This is a genomic window from Arthrobacter sp. PM3 (assembly GCF_003352915.1).
Taxonomy (GTDB): Bacteria; Actinomycetota; Actinomycetes; order Actinomycetales; family Micrococcaceae; genus Arthrobacter.
The window spans coordinates 923,423-942,713 of record NZ_CP022314.1; the positions used below are offsets into that span (position 1 = coordinate 923,423).

Annotated in this window: 17 protein-coding genes; 9 read left to right on the forward strand and 8 right to left on the reverse strand. The window is 63.8% G+C overall.

Annotated features, from left to right (window positions below):
• Positions 1 to 32: 32 nt before the first annotated feature.
• From CFN17_RS04345 to CFN17_RS04385, 9 genes are all read left to right on the forward strand, one after another.
• Complete coding sequence (locus CFN17_RS04345) at positions 33 to 1,541, forward strand: sugar ABC transporter ATP-binding protein (protein WP_208750136.1); 1,509 nt, start codon at positions 33 to 35, stop codon at positions 1,539 to 1,541.
• A gap of 3 nt (positions 1,542 to 1,544) precedes the next feature.
• Positions 1,545 to 2,531, forward strand: a complete 987-nt coding sequence (locus CFN17_RS04350) for an ABC transporter permease (protein ID WP_208750137.1) — start codon at positions 1,545 to 1,547, stop codon at positions 2,529 to 2,531.
• Between the two features lie 6 nt (positions 2,532 to 2,537).
• Entirely contained in the window at positions 2,538 to 3,692 is a 1,155-nt protein-coding gene (locus tag CFN17_RS04355; RefSeq protein ID WP_208750138.1) for a Gfo/Idh/MocA family protein, read from the forward strand.
• Positions 3,689 to 4,510 (forward strand): sugar phosphate isomerase/epimerase, encoded by an 822-nt coding sequence (locus CFN17_RS04360; RefSeq protein WP_208750139.1) that lies wholly within the window; start codon positions 3,689 to 3,691, stop codon positions 4,508 to 4,510. The genes CFN17_RS04355 and CFN17_RS04360 overlap by 4 nt, the downstream gene beginning before the upstream one ends.
• Before the next feature lie 66 nt (positions 4,511 to 4,576).
• On the forward strand, positions 4,577 to 5,749 hold the full coding sequence (locus tag CFN17_RS04365) for a Gfo/Idh/MocA family protein (protein ID WP_208750140.1): 1,173 nt from the start codon (positions 4,577 to 4,579) through the stop codon (positions 5,747 to 5,749).
• An 89-nt stretch (positions 5,750 to 5,838) separates the two neighbouring features.
• Positions 5,839 to 6,162, forward strand: coding sequence for a putative quinol monooxygenase (locus CFN17_RS04370; protein WP_261792360.1), 324 nt, complete (start codon positions 5,839 to 5,841; stop codon positions 6,160 to 6,162).
• Between the two features lie 94 nt (positions 6,163 to 6,256).
• On the forward strand, positions 6,257 to 7,252 hold the full coding sequence (locus CFN17_RS04375; protein WP_208750141.1) for a sugar phosphate isomerase/epimerase: 996 nt from the start codon (positions 6,257 to 6,259) through the stop codon (positions 7,250 to 7,252).
• Positions 7,253 to 7,494: 242 nt separating this feature from the next.
• Complete coding sequence (locus CFN17_RS04380) at positions 7,495 to 8,469, forward strand: ROK family protein (RefSeq protein ID WP_208750142.1); 975 nt, start codon at positions 7,495 to 7,497, stop codon at positions 8,467 to 8,469.
• Between the two features lie 98 nt (positions 8,470 to 8,567).
• Complete coding sequence (locus CFN17_RS04385; RefSeq protein WP_208750143.1) at positions 8,568 to 9,611, forward strand: helix-turn-helix domain-containing protein; 1,044 nt, start codon at positions 8,568 to 8,570, stop codon at positions 9,609 to 9,611.
• Between the two features lie 188 nt (positions 9,612 to 9,799).
• Here the strand turns inward: CFN17_RS04385 and CFN17_RS04390 are convergent, their stop codons facing one another.
• The 8 genes from CFN17_RS04390 to CFN17_RS04425 all read right to left on the reverse strand — a co-directional run bounded on the left by CFN17_RS04390 (position 9,800) and on the right by CFN17_RS04425 (position 19,257).
• A complete protein-coding gene (locus tag CFN17_RS04390) occupies positions 9,800 to 10,102 on the reverse strand; it encodes a DUF4193 family protein (RefSeq protein ID WP_208750144.1) in 303 nt (100 codons plus the stop codon).
• 92 nt (positions 10,103 to 10,194) lie between these two features.
• A complete protein-coding gene (locus CFN17_RS04395) occupies positions 10,195 to 11,013 on the reverse strand; it encodes a hypothetical protein (protein ID WP_208750145.1) in 819 nt (272 codons plus the stop codon).
• Entirely contained in the window at positions 11,003 to 12,115 is a 1,113-nt protein-coding gene (locus CFN17_RS04400; RefSeq protein WP_261792361.1) for an EAL domain-containing protein, read from the reverse strand. Before CFN17_RS04400 ends, CFN17_RS04395 begins: the two co-directional genes overlap by 11 nt.
• A gap of 861 nt (positions 12,116 to 12,976) precedes the next feature.
• On the reverse strand, positions 12,977 to 13,879 hold the full coding sequence (locus tag CFN17_RS04405; RefSeq protein ID WP_208750146.1) for an aldose 1-epimerase family protein: 903 nt from the start codon (positions 13,877 to 13,879) through the stop codon (positions 12,977 to 12,979).
• The gene (araA, locus tag CFN17_RS04410) at positions 13,876 to 15,396 is read right to left on the reverse strand and encodes an L-arabinose isomerase (protein WP_208750147.1); all 1,521 of its coding nucleotides are present in this window, start codon (positions 15,394 to 15,396) and stop codon (positions 13,876 to 13,878) included. The genes CFN17_RS04405 and araA overlap by 4 nt, the downstream gene beginning before the upstream one ends.
• Before the next feature lie 92 nt (positions 15,397 to 15,488).
• Positions 15,489 to 16,211: an L-ribulose-5-phosphate 4-epimerase gene (locus tag CFN17_RS04415; protein WP_208750148.1), complete on the reverse strand. Its 723-nt coding sequence runs from the start codon at positions 16,209 to 16,211 to the stop codon at positions 15,489 to 15,491.
• Positions 16,208 to 17,923, reverse strand: coding sequence for a ribulokinase (araB, locus tag CFN17_RS04420; RefSeq protein WP_208750149.1), 1,716 nt, complete (start codon positions 17,921 to 17,923; stop codon positions 16,208 to 16,210). Before araB ends, CFN17_RS04415 begins: the two co-directional genes overlap by 4 nt.
• A 242-nt stretch (positions 17,924 to 18,165) precedes the next feature.
• Positions 18,166 to 19,257 carry a nitrilase-related carbon-nitrogen hydrolase gene (locus CFN17_RS04425; protein ID WP_208750150.1) on the reverse strand — a complete coding sequence of 364 codons (1,092 nt, stop codon included), beginning with the start codon at positions 19,255 to 19,257 and terminating at the stop codon, positions 18,166 to 18,168.
• Positions 19,258 to 19,291 lie beyond the last annotated feature (34 nt).

The window sequence follows — 19,291 nt, forward strand, 5'->3', positions numbered from 1 at the left end:
GGACCAACCCGCACCGTCCCGAAAGGGCAACAATGAACACCGCAGACAATGTCGTCGAGATGCGCTCTGTCTCCAAGGGCTTCAATGGCATTTCAGTCCTGAAGGATGTCAGCTTCGACGTCCGGAGGGGTGAAGTCCACGCCCTCGCAGGAGGCAACGGGGCCGGCAAATCCACGCTCATGAAGATCCTGCAGGGCGTCTATCAGGCTGACGCGGGAGAAATCATCATTGGCGGCAAGCCAGCGACGATCAACTCGATCCAGGATGCAAAGACTGCCGGCATCGGGATGGTCTTCCAGGAATTCAGCCTCGTACCGAGCCTTACCGTTGCGCAAAACATCTTCCTGGCCGCTGAACCGCTCGGCGCCGGCGGCCTCATTGATGATCGCGCCTCAGTCCGCCGGGCCAAGGAGATCTTCGCCGAAATGGAGGTTGACGTCGACCCCCGGGCCGAAGTCTCCCGGCTCGGAACCGCCTACTGGCAGCTGACCGAGATCGCCAAGGCGCTCTCGCAGAACGCCCAGGTGCTGATCATGGACGAACCCACGGCAAGCCTTGCCCGCCACGAATCTGAGGCGCTCTTTGAACTGATTGACCGCCTCAAGCAACGCGGCATCTCGATCATCTATATCTCGCACCGTATGGACGAGGTCTACCGTCTGGCCGACCGGATCACTATCCTCCGGGACGGCCGTCGGCTGCTTACAGAGCCACTGAGCGCTGTGACCCCCGAACAGATCGTCGAGGGCATTGTCGGCAAGAAGATCGAAGGCCAGCTCGCCTACCGCGAGCGGGACCACGTGGCCCACGAGGGCGCCCCTCTGTTGGAGGTACGTGGCCTAAACGCCGGTCGGCGTGTCAGGGACGTCTCCTTCTCGCTCCGGCCAGGGGAGATCCTGGGCTTGGCCGGCCTTATGGGCAGCGGCCGTACCGAACTCGCCCGGGCACTGTTCGGCATCGACCGGCGGGACAGCGGTGACATCCTCATCCGCGGGAAGAAAATCAACCTCAATTCCCCCCAGCAGGCAATTGACGCCGGAGTCGCCCTGATCCCCGAGGACCGGCGGGCACAAGGCCTCGTTCTGGACCACTCGGTCCGGGACAATCTGCTACTGCCCCTGCTAGGCCAAATTATGCGGGGACCGTTGCTTGATTCGACGAAGGGCAAGGATCTGTCTTCGTCTCTCATCCAGAAGTTCGCGGTCAAGGTCGCCCACCCCAACCGCCCGGTGCGGCTGCTTTCGGGCGGAAACCAGCAGAAAGTGGTGATCGCCAAGTGGCTCGGCACCGACCCGGACATCCTGATTCTGGACGAACCCACAGCCGGCGTCGACATCGGCACAAAGAGCGAGATCCTGGACATGATCCGCGAACTCGCCAGCGCCGGAAAAGCCGTCATCGTCATCTCCTCCGAATACCCGGAACTACTCGCGGTCAGCGACCGCGTCCTCGTCCTCAAGGACGGCTCCGTCATCCGTGACATCCCCCGCAGCGATATCGCTGACGAGGAATATCTTCAACTTGCAGTCCAGGGAGTCTGAACAGTGAGCAAGGCAAACACCATCTCCGCCCGGGAAACGGCGGAACACCGCAATTTTGGCACGGTCCTCAAAGAGCTCGACTGGCGGCGCTACGTCATCTACATCGGGTTCGTTGTTGTCTTCCTCTTCTTCGCAGTCCTGCTGCGCGACCAGGGATTCATGACCCCGCAAAACCTGCTGAACATTTTCCGGCAGACCGCCACCATCACCGTCATTGCAGTGGGCATGACCTATGTCATCTCCTGCGCTGAGATTGACCTCAGCGTCGGCTCAGTGGCCGGACTGGCCAGCGTCTGCACGGCAATGGCGGTGTCGCAGTGGGGCCTGATCCCGGGCATCCTCGCCGGCCTCGCCGTCGGACTCATCGTCGGGTCCATCAATGGCGCGCTGGTCAGCCTCCTGGGTATCCCCTCCTTCCTGGTGACGCTCGGCATGCTGGGCATCGCCGCGGGCGTCGCCCAGTGGATCACCGCCTCGGCCCCCCAGCCGATCCTCAACGACGCGTTCAACATGATTTTTGGATCCGGGGACTTCGGACCCGTTCCCGGCCTGGTCGTCTGGAGCGCCCTCTTCGTTGCCGTCGGCGCCGTCGTATTGAACCGCACCAAGTTCGGCCGCCAGGTGCTCGCTACCGGCGGCAACCGGAACGCTGCCGAGTTCACCGGCATCAACACCAAGCGCATTAAGTTCCAGGTGCTCCTCATCTCGGGCATGGTCGCGAGCGTCGCCGGCATGCTGTATGCAGGGCGCCTCCAGTCCGGCCGGTTCCAGTGGGGATCGGGTGATGAACTCTCCGCCATCGCCGCCGTCATCCTCGGCGGGACAAGCCTCTTCGGCGGATTCGGCTCCATCATCGGAACTCTCTTCGGCGCCCTCCTGATTGGCCTGATCAACAACGGCCTGATTCTGGCCGGTCTGGACAGCAGCCAACAACAGGTGGTCCGTGGCGCCATCATCATCCTGGCCGTCGCGCTGGCCCGGAAGAAGTAGAACCACATGGCCCTCAAACTACGGTCCGGAATCATCGGCACAGGATTCATGGGCTCAGTCCATGCCCACGCGGTGCGCGCGGCAGGCGGCGAAGTCAGTGCAATCGCCGGAAGCAGCCACGCTTCCGGCGAAGCAGCAGCAGCCGCGCTCGGCGCCCGAACAGCAGCCGAGTCCCCCGAAGCACTGATCGTACGGGACGACGTGGATGTAATCCACATCTGCACCCCGAACGCGACCCACGCCGACCTCGCACGTAAGGCCGTCGCAGCCGGGAAAGCAGTTATCTGCGAGAAGCCGCTCGCCACCAGCGTTGAGGACGCCAGGGAACTTACGGACCTCGCCGATCGGGCAGGCGTTGTCGCGGCCGTGCCCTTCGTCTACAGGTTCTATCCGGCCGTCCGTGAGGCCCGCGACCGTATCCTGCGCGGCGACGCCGGCCGCCTCTGGCTGTTGCACGGTTCCTATCTGCAGGATTGGCTGGCAGGCGCGGAAGCCACAAACTGGCGGGTCGATTCAAAGCTCGGAGGAGCCTCCAGGGCTTTCGGTGACATCGGCGTGCACTGGTGTGACCTCATGGAGTTCACCACCGGACACAGAATCTCCAGGCTGGTGGCAGCGACCAGCCGGGCCTACGATCAACGCGAATCCGGCGGCCAGTTGTCCTCCGTTGCTACCGAGGACGGCGCCACGCTCCTGTTCGAGACCGACAAGGGGGCCACAGGCTCCCTCGTCGTCAGCCAGGTCAGCCCGGGCCGCAAGAACCGGCTGTGGTTCTCCTTCGACGGAACCGAAGCGTCATTCAGCTTCAACCAGGAACGACCGGACACCCTTCACATAGGACGCACGGATGCCAGTTCCGACATCCCCGTGGGCCCGGAGTCCCTTTCCACCCCGGGCGGCAGACGCTACGCCAAACTTCCGCCGGGACATCCCCAGGGCTACCAGGACAGCTTCAACTCCTTCGTCGCCGACGTCTACGCAGCCGTTCAGGGACAGGCACCCGAGGGCCTGCCCACTTTCCGGGACGGGCTGCGTGCAGCGCTCCTGACGGATGCGCTTGTCACCTCCGCTGCGCAACAGTCGTGGGTAGACGTTGCCGGCACGGACACCCCCTTCGAATTACTCAAGTCTTCCTCCGCATCGGAAAGGCAGAAACAATGAAACTTGGTTACTGTTCCATCACTTGGGGCGGCGTCGTTGGCCACCCGCAGGGCGTAACGAGCGTCAAGGATCTCTTTTACATGACCCACGGCTCCATGAGGGACGCCGTCAAGGACATCGCATCCGTCGGCTATCAGGGTGTGGAGATGTTCGACGGGAATCTTGTGGAGTACGCAGAGAAGCCCGAGGAACTCAAAGAAATCCTGAGTAGTTCGGGAGTCGCACTGACAAGTGTGTATACCGGGGCAAACTTCATCTACGCCGACATCCTCCCGGACGAAATGCACCGCATTCACCGCGCCGCCGAATTGGCCGCGGGCTTCGGAGCGGAACGGCTCGTAGTTGGAGGCGGAGCACGGCGCGCGGCCGGAACCACCGACGAGGACTACCAACGCCTCGGTGGGGCGCTGGACAGCGTAGCGGACATCGCAGAAAGCTTTGGCCTGTCGGCAAGCTACCACCCGCACCTGAGCACCATCGTCGAGGGCCCGGAGGAGCTGGACCGGCTCATGCCGCTGACCCGAATCGGCTTCTGCCCGGACACCGCACACCTTGCAGCGGGCGGCGCAGACCCGGCCGCAGTCATCCGGAAGTACCCCGACAGGATCCAGCACGTCCACCTCAAGGACTTCCAGAAGGACCCCTTTAATTTCCTGCCACTCGGACAGGGTGAACTCGACTTCCCGGACATCATCGCCGCGATCCGCGAAAGCGGATACGACAGCTGGCTCATGGTCGAACTCGACAACTACGACGGCGACCCGCGGGCCGCCGCGGAAATCAGCAAAAAATACCTGGAAAAGCTCCTCTCTAGCTAATTTTTCAACCGCAGGGGACTGCCTTGGACGGCATCCGCCCCGCCTCCCGGAAGGAACAACATTCACATGAAAAACCTCAACGTCGGCCTCATCGGAGGCGGCTTCATGGGCAAGGCCCACTCCCTGGCATATGCCGCCATGCCCATGTTCTTTTGGCCGGCACCGGCACTCCCGGTCCGCAAGGTCATCGCTGAAGCCAACCCGGACCTCGCCGCCGAAGCGGCGCGCCGCTTCGGGTTCGAGAACTCCACCGCTGACTGGCGGAGCATCATTGACGATCCAGACATCCACGTCGTAGACATCGCCACACCCAACCATCTCCACGCCGAAATCGCCATCGCCGCCGCCGAAGCAGGCAAGCACATCATCTGCGAAAAGCCGCTGGCCCGCACCGGCGAAGAATCCAAGGCGATGTACGACGCTGTCAAAGACAAGAACATCGTCCACATGGTCGCCTTCAACTACCGGCGCACCCCCGCAGTCGCGCTGGCGAAGAAATACATCGAGGAAGGGGCAATCGGACAAATCCTCAACTTCCGCGGCACCTATCTGCAGGACTGGAGCGCCGACCCGAACTCCCCCCTGTCCTGGCGGTTCCAGAAGTCCATCGCAGGTTCCGGTGCCCTTGGCGACATCGCAACGCATGTCATTGACATGGCCAGGTACCTCGTCGGCGAGTTCAGCGCCGTCAATGCCGTCCTGTCGACCTGGATCCCGGAACGACCGCTCCAGGCAGGCGGGGCGGACGCACTCGGCACCGTACGCGGCGGGGAAGGCCCGCGCGGCCAGGTTGATGTCGATGATGAAGTCATGACCATGATCCGCTTCGCCAACGGGGCCGTCGGATCCGTCGAAGCGACACGCAACGCTCATGGAAGGAACAACTACATCACCTTCGAAATCCACGGAACCGAGGGCAGCATCGTCTTCAACTACGAACGGCGCGACGAACTGCAGGTCTGCTTCGCGTCCGACCAGGGCGACCGCCGCGGATTCCGCACCATCTACACCGGTCCGGCACATCCCTACGGAGAAGGACTCTGGCCCATTCCTGCCCTCGGCATTGGCTACGGCGAAACGAAGATCATCGAGGCCTATGACTTCTTCAAAGCCATCGCAGAAGGCGGCAGCGTAAGCCCCAACTTTGCCGACGGCTATCAGGTTGCCCTCATCGACGACGCGATCGTCGAATCAGCTGCAAAAGAATCCTGGGTTGAGGTCCCGCAGATCGGCGCGTAATAGCGGTTCAGGGGGACACCGGTTCAGGGGGACGGCGCCAGCTGTCCCCCTGAACCCCAAAATCGATACATCGATACAAGGATGGAAACATGGCCAGCACACTCCCGGCTCAACGCAGCGCAGCAGAAGTCTGGCTGATGCCCGTCTTCATAGCCAAAGAAGGGCGCGGCGGCGAAGTGCGGGAAGCACTCGCCAAGCTGCAGTCAGCGAGCCGCAATGATCCGGGCTGTCTGGAATACACGGTCTTTGCCGACGACCAGCGCGCGGGGACCTTCGTGCTGTTTGAGGGATGGAACAGCCACAAAGACCTCATTGACCACAACGAGAAGAGTCACGTGAAGGATTTTGTGGAGATGGTGGCGCCGCTGCTGGCCGTGCCATTTTCGGTGACTCCCCTTACGCCGCTGGCCTGACAAGAGCCAGGGGCCATCGCGGAAAGCAGCTCTGTGGCCAACCCTGAGCAACATCATCCGATTCCCCCGTCCCAACACGCAGTAGGAGCCTGACATGCCCCGCCCGTACACCCTGTTCACCGGCCAGTGGGCCGACCTGCCCTTCGAGGAAGTCGCCCGCCTCGCCTCCGGCTGGGGCTACGACGGCCTGGAAATCGCCGTGTCCGGGGACCACCTGGACGCCTGGCGCTGGGACGAACCCGGCTACGTCGAATCCAAACTCGCCATCCTGGACAAATACAACCTCAAGGTCTGGGCCATCTCCAACCACCTCAAAGGCCAGGCCGTCTGCGATGACCCCATCGACTTCCGCCACGAGGCGATCGTCGGCCCCAGGGTCTGGGGCGACGGCGACCCCGAAGGCGTCCGGGCCCGCGCCGCCGAGGAAATGCAGCACACCGCCCGGCTCGCCAAGGCCCTGGGCGTGGACACCGTCGTCGGGTTCACCGGCTCCTCGATCTGGCAGTACGTCGCGATGTTCCCGCCCGTCCCGGACAAGGTCATCGACGCCGGCTACCAGGACTTCGCCGACCGCTGGAACCCCATCCTGGACGTCTTCGACGAGTGCGGGGTCCGCTTTGCCCACGAAGTCCACCCGTCCGAGATCGCCTACGACTACTGGACCACCGTCCGCACCCTCGAGGCGATCGGCCACCGCGAGGCCTTCGGCCTGAACTGGGACCCTTCCCACATGATGTGGCAGGGCATCGACCCCGTCTCCTTCATCTGGGACTTCAAGGACCGGATCTACCACGTGGACTGCAAGGACACCAAGGTCCGCCAGACCGGCCGGAACACCGTCCTGGGCTCCCACCTGCCCTGGGGCGACCCCCGCCGCGGCTGGGACTTCGTCTCCGCCGGCCGCGGCGACGTCCCCTGGGAAGCGTCCTTCCGCGCCCTCACCGCGATCGGCTACACCGGGCCCATCTCGATCGAATGGGAAGACGCCGGCATGGACCGGCTCCACGGCGCCCCCGAAGCCCTCGCCGCCCTGAAAAAGTTCGACTTCCCGGCCTCGAACACCTCCTTCGACGCCGCGTTCAAGCAGTAAGGACTGAGGCCATGACCGTTCCCCCTCGCGTTTCGGCGGGAGAGGTCTTCCAGCATTTCCGTGGCTCGCCACCGTTGACCCGGGCCCGGCTCTCAGTTCTAACAGGCCTTTCGCGCGCCGCCACTACAGACAGGATAAGAACCTTGGCGTCGCGGGGACTCATCGGACCCACCAACGAAGCGCCCTCGACGGGTGGCCGGCCATCCGCTCAGTATCGCCTCATGCCGAACGGCGGATTGGTCATGAGCGTCCTGCTCGGTGCCCACGAGGCAAAGGTGCAAGCCTTCGACCTGTCCGGGCAGCCGTTGAATGCTGCGAAGCGCGTGGAAACCGGCCGTGGCGGGCCTGCCGCTATCTTGGATTCCTGCTTGGCTGCGGCGACTTCACACCTGAATTCCATGGACCCCATTCCCCTCCAGCTCGTAGCAACGGGCGTTGCCCTGGATGAAGATGCGCCGGATCTGGAATGGCCTGAACATTTTGGTGGCCGCCCGGTCGTCATCGATTCCGCGCTGGGGGCCATGGCAACCGCCGAGGCCCTGTCGCGAACCCCTCGTGCGCAAAACATGCTCTTTCTGGACGTGGGCAAGACCATTGACTGCGCCGTTCTCCTTCACGGAAGGACGCTGGGGGCTCTCAGGACGTCCAAGGGGGCCTTCGGGCACACTCCCGTGAAGAGCAAGTCGGCAAAGGGCACGTCGGTGCTGGCCTGCGCCTGCGGCACTACTAATTGCCTGCAGTCCATCGCAGGAGAAGAGGCAATAATTGCGAGCCTGTCGTCGGACTCTAGAGACGAACCGGACGCGATCAGCGACGCTGTCCGGCGGGCCGATGCGGCTGCAGCCAGTGCCCTGCGACAAGCAGGTCGGGATATAGGTGACACCCTGTTAGGGAGCATCCACCTCCTTCGACCTGAGGTCATCACTGTCAGAACCCGGTGGCCGGGTGGCACTGACTTGCTACTGGCCGGCTTGAAGGAAGCAGTGTACGTCGGGGGCGCACCCGCTGCGACAGAGAATCTGGTCTTGGCAAGTTCCAGGAACGGGTCGCCCGCTACCGGGATTGCACTTCGAGCCATGGACACCGGACTGGCGGTGGAACAAGTGGACCGCTTGCTGTCGGCTCCGCCTGGCCTGAGCGGACAACTGGTCTGTCGGCCAGCACAGCGCAAGTCTACCGACCATCAGCGGGCGCACCTGCTGACCGGCCGCGGGTAGAATTTATTGGCGATCGACGAGCCGTACAGCACGATCACTCTCTCTGTTGCAGCGACGCGGAACAGTGAATCTCCGATTAGCAAGAAGGTTCCCAGCCTATGGAATACACATCTTCCGGCAACGTCTTTGCCGGTCCGGACGGAGCACCGCAGGACCAGATCAGACGCTACAGGGTTCCGGCCGGGTTGAGCCCCGAAGAAAAATTCGAACATTGGCGCCACTGGTACGGCACCGCCATTGATGCTCCCGCCCGGTTGGAAAAAACCGAAAAGCCAGTGCCACCGGGCTTCAATCCAACCGCACTGAGCCTTGACGGTCCCGGGTTCAGCCTTGTTGATGTCACGAATGAACCCGCCAGTTGCTACTGGAACGCGGTTTCGGATCCTAGCGACTGGCTCGTGTATTTCAGGACTTCGTGTGACAAATTCAGCTTCTCAGGGCGCTCCGAGGCTGTCTCTGCCGGTACAGTCAGGTTCTTTGATCTTTCTTTGCCGGGCAACTTCTACGCGCCAGCTGGCTTTAGCGCGGTGCGGCTGCATTTCGACCGAGAGCTGCTGGGCTTGGACGACAGATCAGTTAAACGGCTGCAGGGGTTGGCCGACATCAGAGAAAACCCGATTATGCGTGGGCTGATTCTTCCAGCCTTGTCCGGCTGGCAGAGGACAGGTCTAGCACAGGAGATGCAGCGTCTCCAACCGGTTGCCCGGTCGATGATGACGGCCCTGGTCAGTTCATTGCTCGAGACCCTGGCCGATCCCGGCGACCTTAAGCTGGCCCGCATCGCAGCGATCAAGAAGTTCGTGCGCAAGAACTTCAGAAACCCTGCCCTGACTGTTGACGAGGTCGTGGCATACTCATTTCTTTCACGCCGCGCCCTTTACTACCTCTTCGAAGTTGAAGGGCTCCAAGTGAGCGGACACATCCGCGCCCTGCGGACCTTGGAAGCCATCGAGCTCCTCGCCGAAGCAACCGCCTGGAAACGCTCTCTGACGGACATAGCGGGCGCCAGCGGGTTCACGAGCCTGCAAGCCATGCGACGTGCCATTAGGGAATTTACCGGTCTCTCGCTTAGGGACGCGCAGGAGAAACCGGACCTTCTGCGGATTCGATCCGCCGAACTGAGAAAACTGACCGAGCTGTGAACCCCGCCGTCAGAATCCCGCCTGGCAGGTAGTCGGTGCCACGCATTCGCCGGTCCTCCCTTCTGCCTCGATATCTGACACTTCCACCACGACCCGTTTGCTCCGGTTTGCCTGTGCCCGACGCCATCCAGAATCTGAGGCGTTCATTTGACGGCCTGGCGGGTGTCTGGCGCTCCACACCCAAATGTCTAGCCTCCGCATTCCAAGCAGTAAGCGCGGCCGTTCGTTTTGCGGAAGATTTGGGAACGGTGCCGGACCAGAAAGCAGGAGTAGCAGGTGAACTCGTCCTCAGCCTGGGGGACAATCTGTACGATCAGTTCCTCGGCAACAAATTCCCAGCCAGAGGCGATGGTGTCGGCCATGGCGTCGACCTCATCCAGTTCCTGGGCGATGCGGCGTGCACCAAGGGTGCTTGCGGATTGGAAGGCATGGAGGGATCCGTTCTGTGCGTCCTCGAGGTCGGAGAGTACTTCGTCGTAATCAGGTGCCACGTGGGCGTTTCTCTTTCTGTGGTTCTTATCCGACGGGGATGCAGACACGGGGCCGCCCTGCGGCAGGTGCGGCCAGTTCGCCTCGCCCGCGCCTAATCGAAAGTGACACCTTCTGTCGTGGATTTCGGCGACCCCGGGGCCGAACTGTGCCCTGACAAAGAAGGGACGAACCGTGCCCGCTCCTTAATTTCTTCCCTGAAGCTCTTGACAATGCCGTGGCCTTCCCCGTGGCCAAGCCGTGAAATAACGACCGGACCTCGGGGCAGGACGACCCGGAGGGTCTCTCCGGTGATTCTCTTACCCAGCGAAAGTGCTTCGATGGATCCGTGCGGGGCATCGAGGAGTGTCCCAGATCCGTGGCTGGACGCTTCGATGACGAGGAGGCGCCGGGTCGTAAGGACGATGTACCCTTCGGTCTCATCCAGGTGCCCCATCCCGATAGCTCGGATGGTTTCGTCTCGAGCCATCTCGCGAACGATGACACGTAGCGTGGTTGGTCCTCCCAGGGAGAGACCTGCCCTCAACGCGGAGTCCTCAAGACCGTGGTAGTACATGACACCCTCGGGCAGCTTTTCCTCGATACTGGCGAGATGGTAGTGGTTCAGCGGCCCGGAATCTCCTGTCCAGGCTATCTCTGCCCCTCGCGCGGAAGGCCGTACGGTAGCGGTAAGCCTCGCGGCTCGGCGTCGCTTGCGGAGGGAAAATGGTATCTCGATATTGATACGGTCCTCATCGGAGGACGTAGCCCTTAAACCTGATTCAACCGCAGCACCGCGGATGTGGTCCCGGGAGACGTCTGCACTTGTAAGCATCGTCCAAAGGACGGTTTCGGGAGCTGATGTCATCTGAATACTTTCCGTATATTCGTGGCGTTGGTTCTTCGGGGTGAGGCGTCGGTTCTTAACTGCCATGACTTTCGTCTTTTCCACTTGTTGACGACCGGTGCTGTCTCCATAGGGACCAGTCGGCTGGAAGAACGGACGGTCGTCCCACGAGGTAGCCTTGGGCGGCGTTCACTCCCAGCTCGGTAACCGTGGCTAGTTCAGACTGGCTTTCTATTCCCTCGGCGACAAGACTTGCACCGGTTTGTGATGCGAAGCTGACCATCGCCGCGCACAGGGCGCGCAGGTTGGCATCATTGTCGATTCCTGCCACGATTGACCGGTCAAGTTTGATCAGTTCTGGGCTGAGCCTAAGTATGTGGCGCATCGACGAGAACCCGTCGCCGGCATCGTCGATAGCTATGCGTAGGCCGGCGCTTCTGAGTGGGGCCAGCGCCGCTGTGAGACGTGCATAGTCAGCAACGGCTGTGCGCTCGGTCAGCTCCACGACGATGCGCCCGGGTTGCAGGCCCGAGCCCCTCACGATGTCACTTAGCCTCGGATCAAGGCATGCCGCCGGCGAGAGATTGACGGCAATGTAGAGATGCCCGGGGAGATCCACTGCAGCACGCAATGCTGTCTCCAGGGCAAGGAATTCGAGATCGGCGCCCCGGCCGGCTGAATCCGCCTCAACAAACCATTGATCCGGAGACCTGAGGGGAGAGCTGACGAAGCGAGTGAGCGCTTCGGCGCCGACAATATCGCCGGTTGCCAAATTCTGGATCGGCTGAAACGCCGTTATCAATGTCCGGGTGGCGAACAGGCGATCAAGGCGCGCTCTGATTTCCCGGCTCGCCGGTCTGTGCGCCGCAGAGTCAGCCAGCGGGCGGGCGATTCCCTCGAATCCTGATCTTTCGCTGTCCCCGTCGGACCGGGGCCTGCCGACGACTTGGAGGTTCAGGCGGTGCCCGCCCCGGTGACGCGCGGAAAGCACAAGACCTTCCCGACCAGCGCGTGCATCTGGCATTCGTGCGGCCCTCACGTCGGCGAGGTCGACTATGAGACTGCACGGGCGTCCCAGCAGCTCGGAGGGTTCATAGCCGACCAGTTCCCGGCTTGCTCGGCTGGAGAATGTAAACCGGCCGTCGGCTCCCACCGCCCAAAGCCACTCCCGGGTTGCGCCCATGACCATGTCCAGGAGGCTCGCGGTACGTGACGCCTCGAGCTGATCGCGGCGCTGTTGCCGAACGAGATACCAGACCCCATGTAGGACGATCGGACCGAGCAGGATCGAGGCGAGCGTGAAAACTATCGCGGGGAAGTTGCTGCCGCCCCATGGCTTAGAACCAAACAGGAGTGGAAAGAGTATTGACCAGGCCGATCCCAGCTCAAGGGACAGAAGGGCGAGCAGCCATCGACCGGCCCGTGTTGTCCGAGGTTGGGCGTTGTCAGCCGGCGCTGGAGACGTGACCGTCGGGCGCCGACGACGTGATGTGCCCAAAAACAGGTTATGCCGCTGCATCAGTCTTGATGGCACTGTGCTGATGTATCGCGTCTGGTGACATGCGGGTCTTCTTCTTCCGTGCTCTATTCGGTAGTAGGTCAGCATCGGCAGATGTCCGCCTACGCCAGCCGTGACGCGGCAGGGAATGTCCAGGATCGGGGCGGCCGGACCCCGTTCTTGACAGCACTGTCCCGGTCCTGGGTGAGATCCCGTTCCTTCCGGTTCGGGTGGCGCTCGTAGGCAGTTCGCTTTCGCGGCCGGTGTCCCGGGAAGGGAACCACATGTGCAGCGCGGAAGGGTCGTTATGAATCGCGGCGCCGGGCCATGGCGCGACGAACGACCCACCCGTCCGGCCGTAGTTGCCAGGTCGAAAGCTGTTTGACCGATTTCAAAATCCTACGGTTGATGGTCGCGCCAAGCAGGGGACAAGTGGCCCAAAGTGTGCATTCTTTACTCCCGGACCGATCACTTCGTGCAGGAGTCCCGCCAACCGAACCCGGGTCGGTGTGCACACCCGGGACTATCCCCGGTTTTGTTGACTCTCGACGGTCAGGCGGCGAAGATGCTCCAGGACGCTTCATGGGACGCGCCAGGCGCGAGCCGCACGAGGTTCTGGCCGCTGTTGAATGCATCCGGCGGGCAGGTCATGGGTTCCACGGCCAGTCCCAGCCTGTTGGGACAGGGCGGCTGCTTATCGGCTGTGTGCACCTGCAGCCAGGGGCTGTTCCGGTCCCATTCCAAGCCGACGCCGGTCCCTCCCGGGTCGCGGGCAATCAGCCGTGCGCGGCCGTCCTCGCCAAAGACGATGTCCGTGAAGGCGTGGTCGATCTCCGTGGCGCCGATGACCCGGGGAGCCCGGAAATCGTACTCGTGGCCCTCAACCGGGCGAATAGCCCTTGGCAGCAGACGGTCGGGAGTCACTTCCAGGAGTTTCCCGGCGGGGAACTGAAGTATCCATTCATCCAGCGGGGCAGGGCCGGCGAGCAAGTACGGATGCGGGCAGACTCCGTAGGGAGCTGTCATGCGGCTTGAGTTGGTCGCCGTCACGCTGGCATGAAGTCCGTCCTCGTCCAGCCGGTAGCTGGCAGTGACGTTGAGCATGAACGGGTACCCGGGGGCCGGGCCGACGCAGCAGCCGAGGACCACGGCGGAGTCGGAGTGCTCCTTCAGGGTCCAGTCGAGCGGGAAGACCAGACCGTGCAGGGCACAGTCCCGTCCGACCTCATTGACGGGCACCTGGTAGTCGACCCCGTCGAAAGTGTACTTCCCGTCTGCGATGCGGTTGGGCCACGGGGCCGCAATGATGCCCCGGTAGTCCGGGATGGGCGCCTCGGCGTCGAAAGGAACTATGAGGTCCCGGCCCCGGAACGTCAGCTGCCGCAGGGCCGCTCCGCGCTGGACTACTGAGGCAGAGTAGTCCCCTGAAACCAGCCGGAATTCCTCGCCGTTCACAGCCCGCCGGCCAGCTTGTAGTAGGCGGCGTTCCAGGCAAGTTCCTTCTTGAACTGTTTGATGGTGGTGTCCTCATCAATGGTGAGCAGCTCCGTCTGGGCGATTTCCGCGAAGTCCTCGAACACGTCCATGCCCACCTGGGTGGACAGGACGGTGTGGTGCGCCGCCCCGGCAGTGAGCCAGGCGGCTGCGGAGGTGGCGAAGTCCGGCTCGGGCGACCAGAGTGCGCGGGCTACCGGCAGGTTGGGCAGGGGCTCGTCAAGGTCCACGACGTCGACGGCGTTTGCCACGAGGCGGAAGCGGTCACGCATATCGGACAGCGCCACCACGACGCCCGGTCCGGCATCGGTGTCGAAGACCATGCGGACCGGGTCTTCCTTGCCGCCGATGCCCAGCGGGTGGATCGCGACCCGGGGTTTGGAAGCGGTCAGGGACGGGCAGACCTCAAGCATGTGCGCGCCGAGAATCTTCTCCTGGCCCGGGGCGAGGTGGTAGGTGTAATCCTCCATGAGCGAGGCGCCGCCGGGCAGGCCCGCGCCCATGACCTTGGCGGCGCGGACCAGGATCGCGGTCTTCCAGTCCCCCTCGGCGCCGAAGCCGTAGCCGTCGGCCATGAGCCGCTGCACTGCCATGCCGGGGAGCTGGCGCAGTTCGCCGAGGTCCTCGAAGGACGTGGTGAACGCCGCGGAGCCGTTGGCCTCGAGGAAGGACCGCAGGCCCAGTTCGATCCGGGCGCTGTAGCGCAGGGACTCGTGGCGGGCGCCGCCGGCCTTCAGTTCCGGGGCCACGTCATATAGGCGCTCGTACTCCGCGACCAGGGTGTCGACGTCGGCCTCCGCCGCGCCGTGCACGGCGTCGGCAAGTTCATTGACCGACCAGGTGTTGACCGAGACGCCGAAGCGCAGCTCGGCCTCGGTCTTGTCCCCTTCGGTGACGGCCACGTTGCGCATGTTGTCGCCGAAGCGGGTCAGCTTCAGGGTCCGGACGGCCGCCCAGCCGGCCGAGGCGCGCTGCCAGGATCCCACCTGGCGGGACACCTCCGGGTTGGACACGTGTCCGACGACGGTTTTGCGCGGAACGCCCAGGCGTGACTGGATGTAGCCGAACTCACGGTCGCCGTGCGCGGCCTGGTTCAGGTTCATGAAGTCGAAGTCGATATCCGCCCATGGCAACTCGACGTTGGCCTGCGTGTGCAGGTGCAGGAGCGGTTTGCGGAGCAGGTCCAGGCCCTGGATCCACATCTTGGCCGGGGAGAACGTGTGCATCCACGCGGTCACGCCGATCACGGAATCATCGGAATTGGCTTCCAGGGCGGTGCGGCGGATGGCGTCCGAATCCGTCAGCACCGGCTTCCAGACGACTTTCACCGGGACGTCGGCAGACCCGTTCAGCGCGTCCGCGATCTCCTGGGACTGGGCGGCGACCTGCTTCAGGACATCTTCACCGTAGAGGTGCTGGCTGCCGGTGAGGAACCAGACCTCGTAGTGGTCAAGGGACGTGTTGTTGGCGTGGGACATGGTGGGCTCCTGGGATAGGAAAGGTCGTTGGACGGGGCGCCGGGCCCGCTTGGAAGTGCAGTGGCCGGGCGCCCCGGGCTTGTGGGGTTCGGCTACCGTCCGTAGACGTTCTGGTAACGGGCGTAGAGCGAGTCGATCTGGGCGGGATCGATCGGCAGGGGATCGCCCAGCTGGCGGGCGACGTGGACGGTGCGGGCCACTTCCTCGCACATCACGGCCGCCTTGACCGCGGAGCGGGCGTCCTTGCCGATGGTGAAGGGGCCGTGGTTTTGCATCAGGACCGCCGGGGAGTTGGAGGCCTGCAGGGTCTCCACGATGCCGCGGCCGATCGAGTCATCTCCGATCAGCGCGAACGGCCCCACCGGGATCGTCCCGCCGAACTCATCCCCCATCATGGTCAGCACGCAGGGGATCGCCTCTCCCCGGGCCGCCCAGGCAGTAGCGTAGGTCGAATGGGTGTGCACCACTCCCCCGACTTCCGGCATATGCCGGTACACGTAGGCGTGCGCCGCGGTGTCCGAGGACGGCGACAGCCCCGGGTTGCTCCATTCGGATGGTTCACCGCCTACGCCGGTACGATCGCCGACAGGAAGCGAAGTCACCGGCGTGCCGTACAGGTCCGTGACCACCATGAGCTCAGGGGTGAGCTCATCGTAGGAGACACCGGAGGGTTTGATGACCATGAGATCGTGGCCGGGAACCCGGGCGGAGACGTTCCCGGCGGTCCACACCACCAGCTGGTAGCGGGTCAGTTCCGCGTGGAGTCCGCACACTTCCTGCCGGATCCGGGCGATGGACTCCTGCAGCGCGCTCATGCGGAGGCTCCGGCACCGGCGAGGGCCCTGACGGAGTTGCGCTGGATGGCCTTGAGCCGGCGCATGACGTCGTTGGTTCCCCTGCCGAAGTAGTCGTGGAGCGTCCGGTATTCGCGGAACAGTTCCTCATAGGCGGTGACGTTTTCCGGGATGGGGGTGTAAACGGAGCCCGGCTCTGATCCCATGGCGGCCGCTGCGGTCCGGATGTCCGGATACTTCCCGGCCGCGACGGCCGCGTGGATGGCCGATCCCAGGGCCGGCCCCTGGGCGGAGCCGATGGTGGAGAGCTGCAGGCCCGTGACATCGGCGTAGATCTGCATCAGGAGCCTGTTCTTCAGCAGCCCTCCGGCGACGATGAACTCCTTCACCGGTACCCCCGAGTCCCGGAAAGCGTCCACGATGGTGCGGGTACCGAAGGCCGTGGCCTCCAGCAGCGCCCGGTAGGTGTCCTCGGGGCGGGTGGCCAGCGTCTGTCCGACAATCAGGCCGGAGAGTTCATGGTCCACCAGCACGGAGCGGTTTCCTGAGTGCCAGTCCAGCGCGATCAGGCCGTGTTGTCCGATCGCCTGGCTGGACGCGAGCTCGGTGAGATATTCGTGGATGTCCAGGCCGGCGGCAGCCGCGGCTTGGTGGTATGCCGGCGGGACGCCGTTCTTGGTAAACCAGCCGAAGATGTCCCCCACCCCCGACTGCCCGGCCTCATAGCCCCAGAGCCCGTCCACGATGCCGCCATCGACGACGCCGCACATGCCGGGCACTTCCCGCAGCTCGGTCCCGTTCATGACGTGGCAGGTGGAGGTGCCCATGATGGCCACGAGCTGTCCCGGGTCGACCGCCTTGGCTGCCGGAGCGGTGACGTGGGCGTCAACGTTGCCGACCGCGACGGCGATCCCCTCTGGCAACCCTGTCCAAGCGGCGGCTTCGGCAGTCAGGTAGCCGGCGGCATCGCCGAGCCGGCCGATGGTGTGTTCCAGCTTGGTGGACACGAAGTCCTTGAACTGCGGGTTCAGCGCGGCGAGGAAGTCTTCGGACGGATAGCGGCCGTCCTGGTAGATCCCCTTGTAGCCGGCCGTGCAGGCATTGCGGACGTAGTTGCCGCTCAGCTGCCAGACAATCCAGTCCGCGGCTTCCACCCAGCGGTCCATCGCGGCGTAGCTCTCGGGGTCCTCCTCGAGCAGCTGCAGCCCCTTGGCGAATTCCCATTCGGAGGAGATCAGGCCGCCGTAGCGGGGCAGCCAGCTTTCCCCCCGTTCGGCAGCCAGGGCGTTGATGCGGTCCGCCTGCGGCTGCGCGGCGTGGTGACGCCACAGCTTCACATAGGCGTGCGGCCTGTCCGCGAAGCCCGCCACTTCACTGAGCGGGGTGCCGTCGGCCTTGACCGGAACCATGGTGCAGGCCGTGAAGTCCGTCGCGATCCCGACGACGTCGGAAGGATCGATGCCGGCGGCGGCGACCGCCGCGGGCACAGCCTGGCGCAGGACCTCCCGGTAGTCATCGGGCACCTGGAGCGCCCACTCGCCCGGAAGCCGGATGCCGGCGGCGCCCGCGGTGTCCTCCGGAAGTTCGCCGGTGACCACAGCATGCGGGTAGTCGAAGACCCCGCTGCCCAGTTCCTTGCCGTCCCGGACCCGGACGACGACGGCCCGCCCGGAAAGCGTGCCGTAGTCCACGCCAATGACAAATTTTTCGGTTCCGTCCACTGAGACGTCCATGAATCCTCCAAGCAAAACACCCGTCGACTCCACGGGCTGGAATGTGTGTTAGCGCTAACAATATTTGCCGAAAAATGTCCCGGGCCCCGGTGGCGGTGCGAGGACTCCGGGACCCTCGCCCTGCCATGGGCACTGTCGGGGGCATCGGCCTCCGTGGGCACAAACTCGATGGCACGGCACCAAATCGGGGACGTGGTGTCGGCCGGGGTGCGCGATACGCGCACCCCGGCCGGGCTCCCAACCTAGGCTTTGTAGCCGGCCGGCGGCGTGAGCACGCCGCGCTCGATGAGTTTTTCGATGTTGGCGGCCCGTGTTGAGTCTTCCCGGGCGAGCCATCCCTCGCCCGGGGGGGCCTCGAGGTACTGGTTCTTCGGGTAGATCGGGTTGTCGTAGATGACCCGGTACTGCTCGGTGCGCAGGTCCTTGACCTGGTTGTACAGGCCGTTCGACACCCGGGCCCGGCGGAGGGCTTCGATGTCGATCGTGGTGCAGACGAACGAGTCGCCCGACGTCCAGCCCTGCTGCTTGGTCAGGATCTGGCCCCGGGGGCCGACAATCATGGACTGGCCGCCGAACAGGTCCTGCATGCTTCCGTCCTCGCGGACCTCGGGCCCCAGGTTCGGGGCGACGACGTACGCGGAGTTGAACATGGCGTGCGCACGGTTCTGCAGCTCCCACATGCCGTTCTGGACGGCCGGCTCGATCAGGGTGCCGCGGATAATGATCTCGGCGCCGTTCATGGCCAGGCCGCGCGGGACTTCGGGGTAGACACCTTCGTGGCAGATGGCGTACCCGATGTTGCCGATCTCCGTCTTCGCCACCGGGAAGATGGCGTCCATCGCGTTGCCGTTGCCCTTCTTTTCAATCCACTCGTCCCACACGTCGTGCGGGTTCATGTTGCCGAGCATGCCGCCCTCGTAGGCGTCACTGGTGGCCTTGCAGCGCTTGTAGATGATCTCGCCCTGCGGATCGATGATGAACGCGACATTGAAGTGGCGGTCCGGGAAGTCCTCGTCCTTGACCATGTACAGCTCGGCCGCGATATAGGTGTTCAGCTCCACGGCCTTCTTCGCCAGCTCGTCCGTCTCCGGACCCGGGATCGTCACGGCAAAGTGGCGCTCCTTCTCCCGGTTCCCCGGCGTGTTGGCAATCATGCCCTGGATCGCCATCTCCGGCAGGACAACCAGCCTGACCGGAGAGCCCTCCCAGGCCCCGACCATCACCGCCGTGTCGATGAACTCGTTGATGCGCTTGACGTTTGCAACACCGTCGCCGGGATTCTTCACATTGATAGTCCGCGGCGAAACCGCCACAACGACAAATGGATCGACCATTGTATTTCTCTCTTTTCTCTTCTTTGAGTATCTG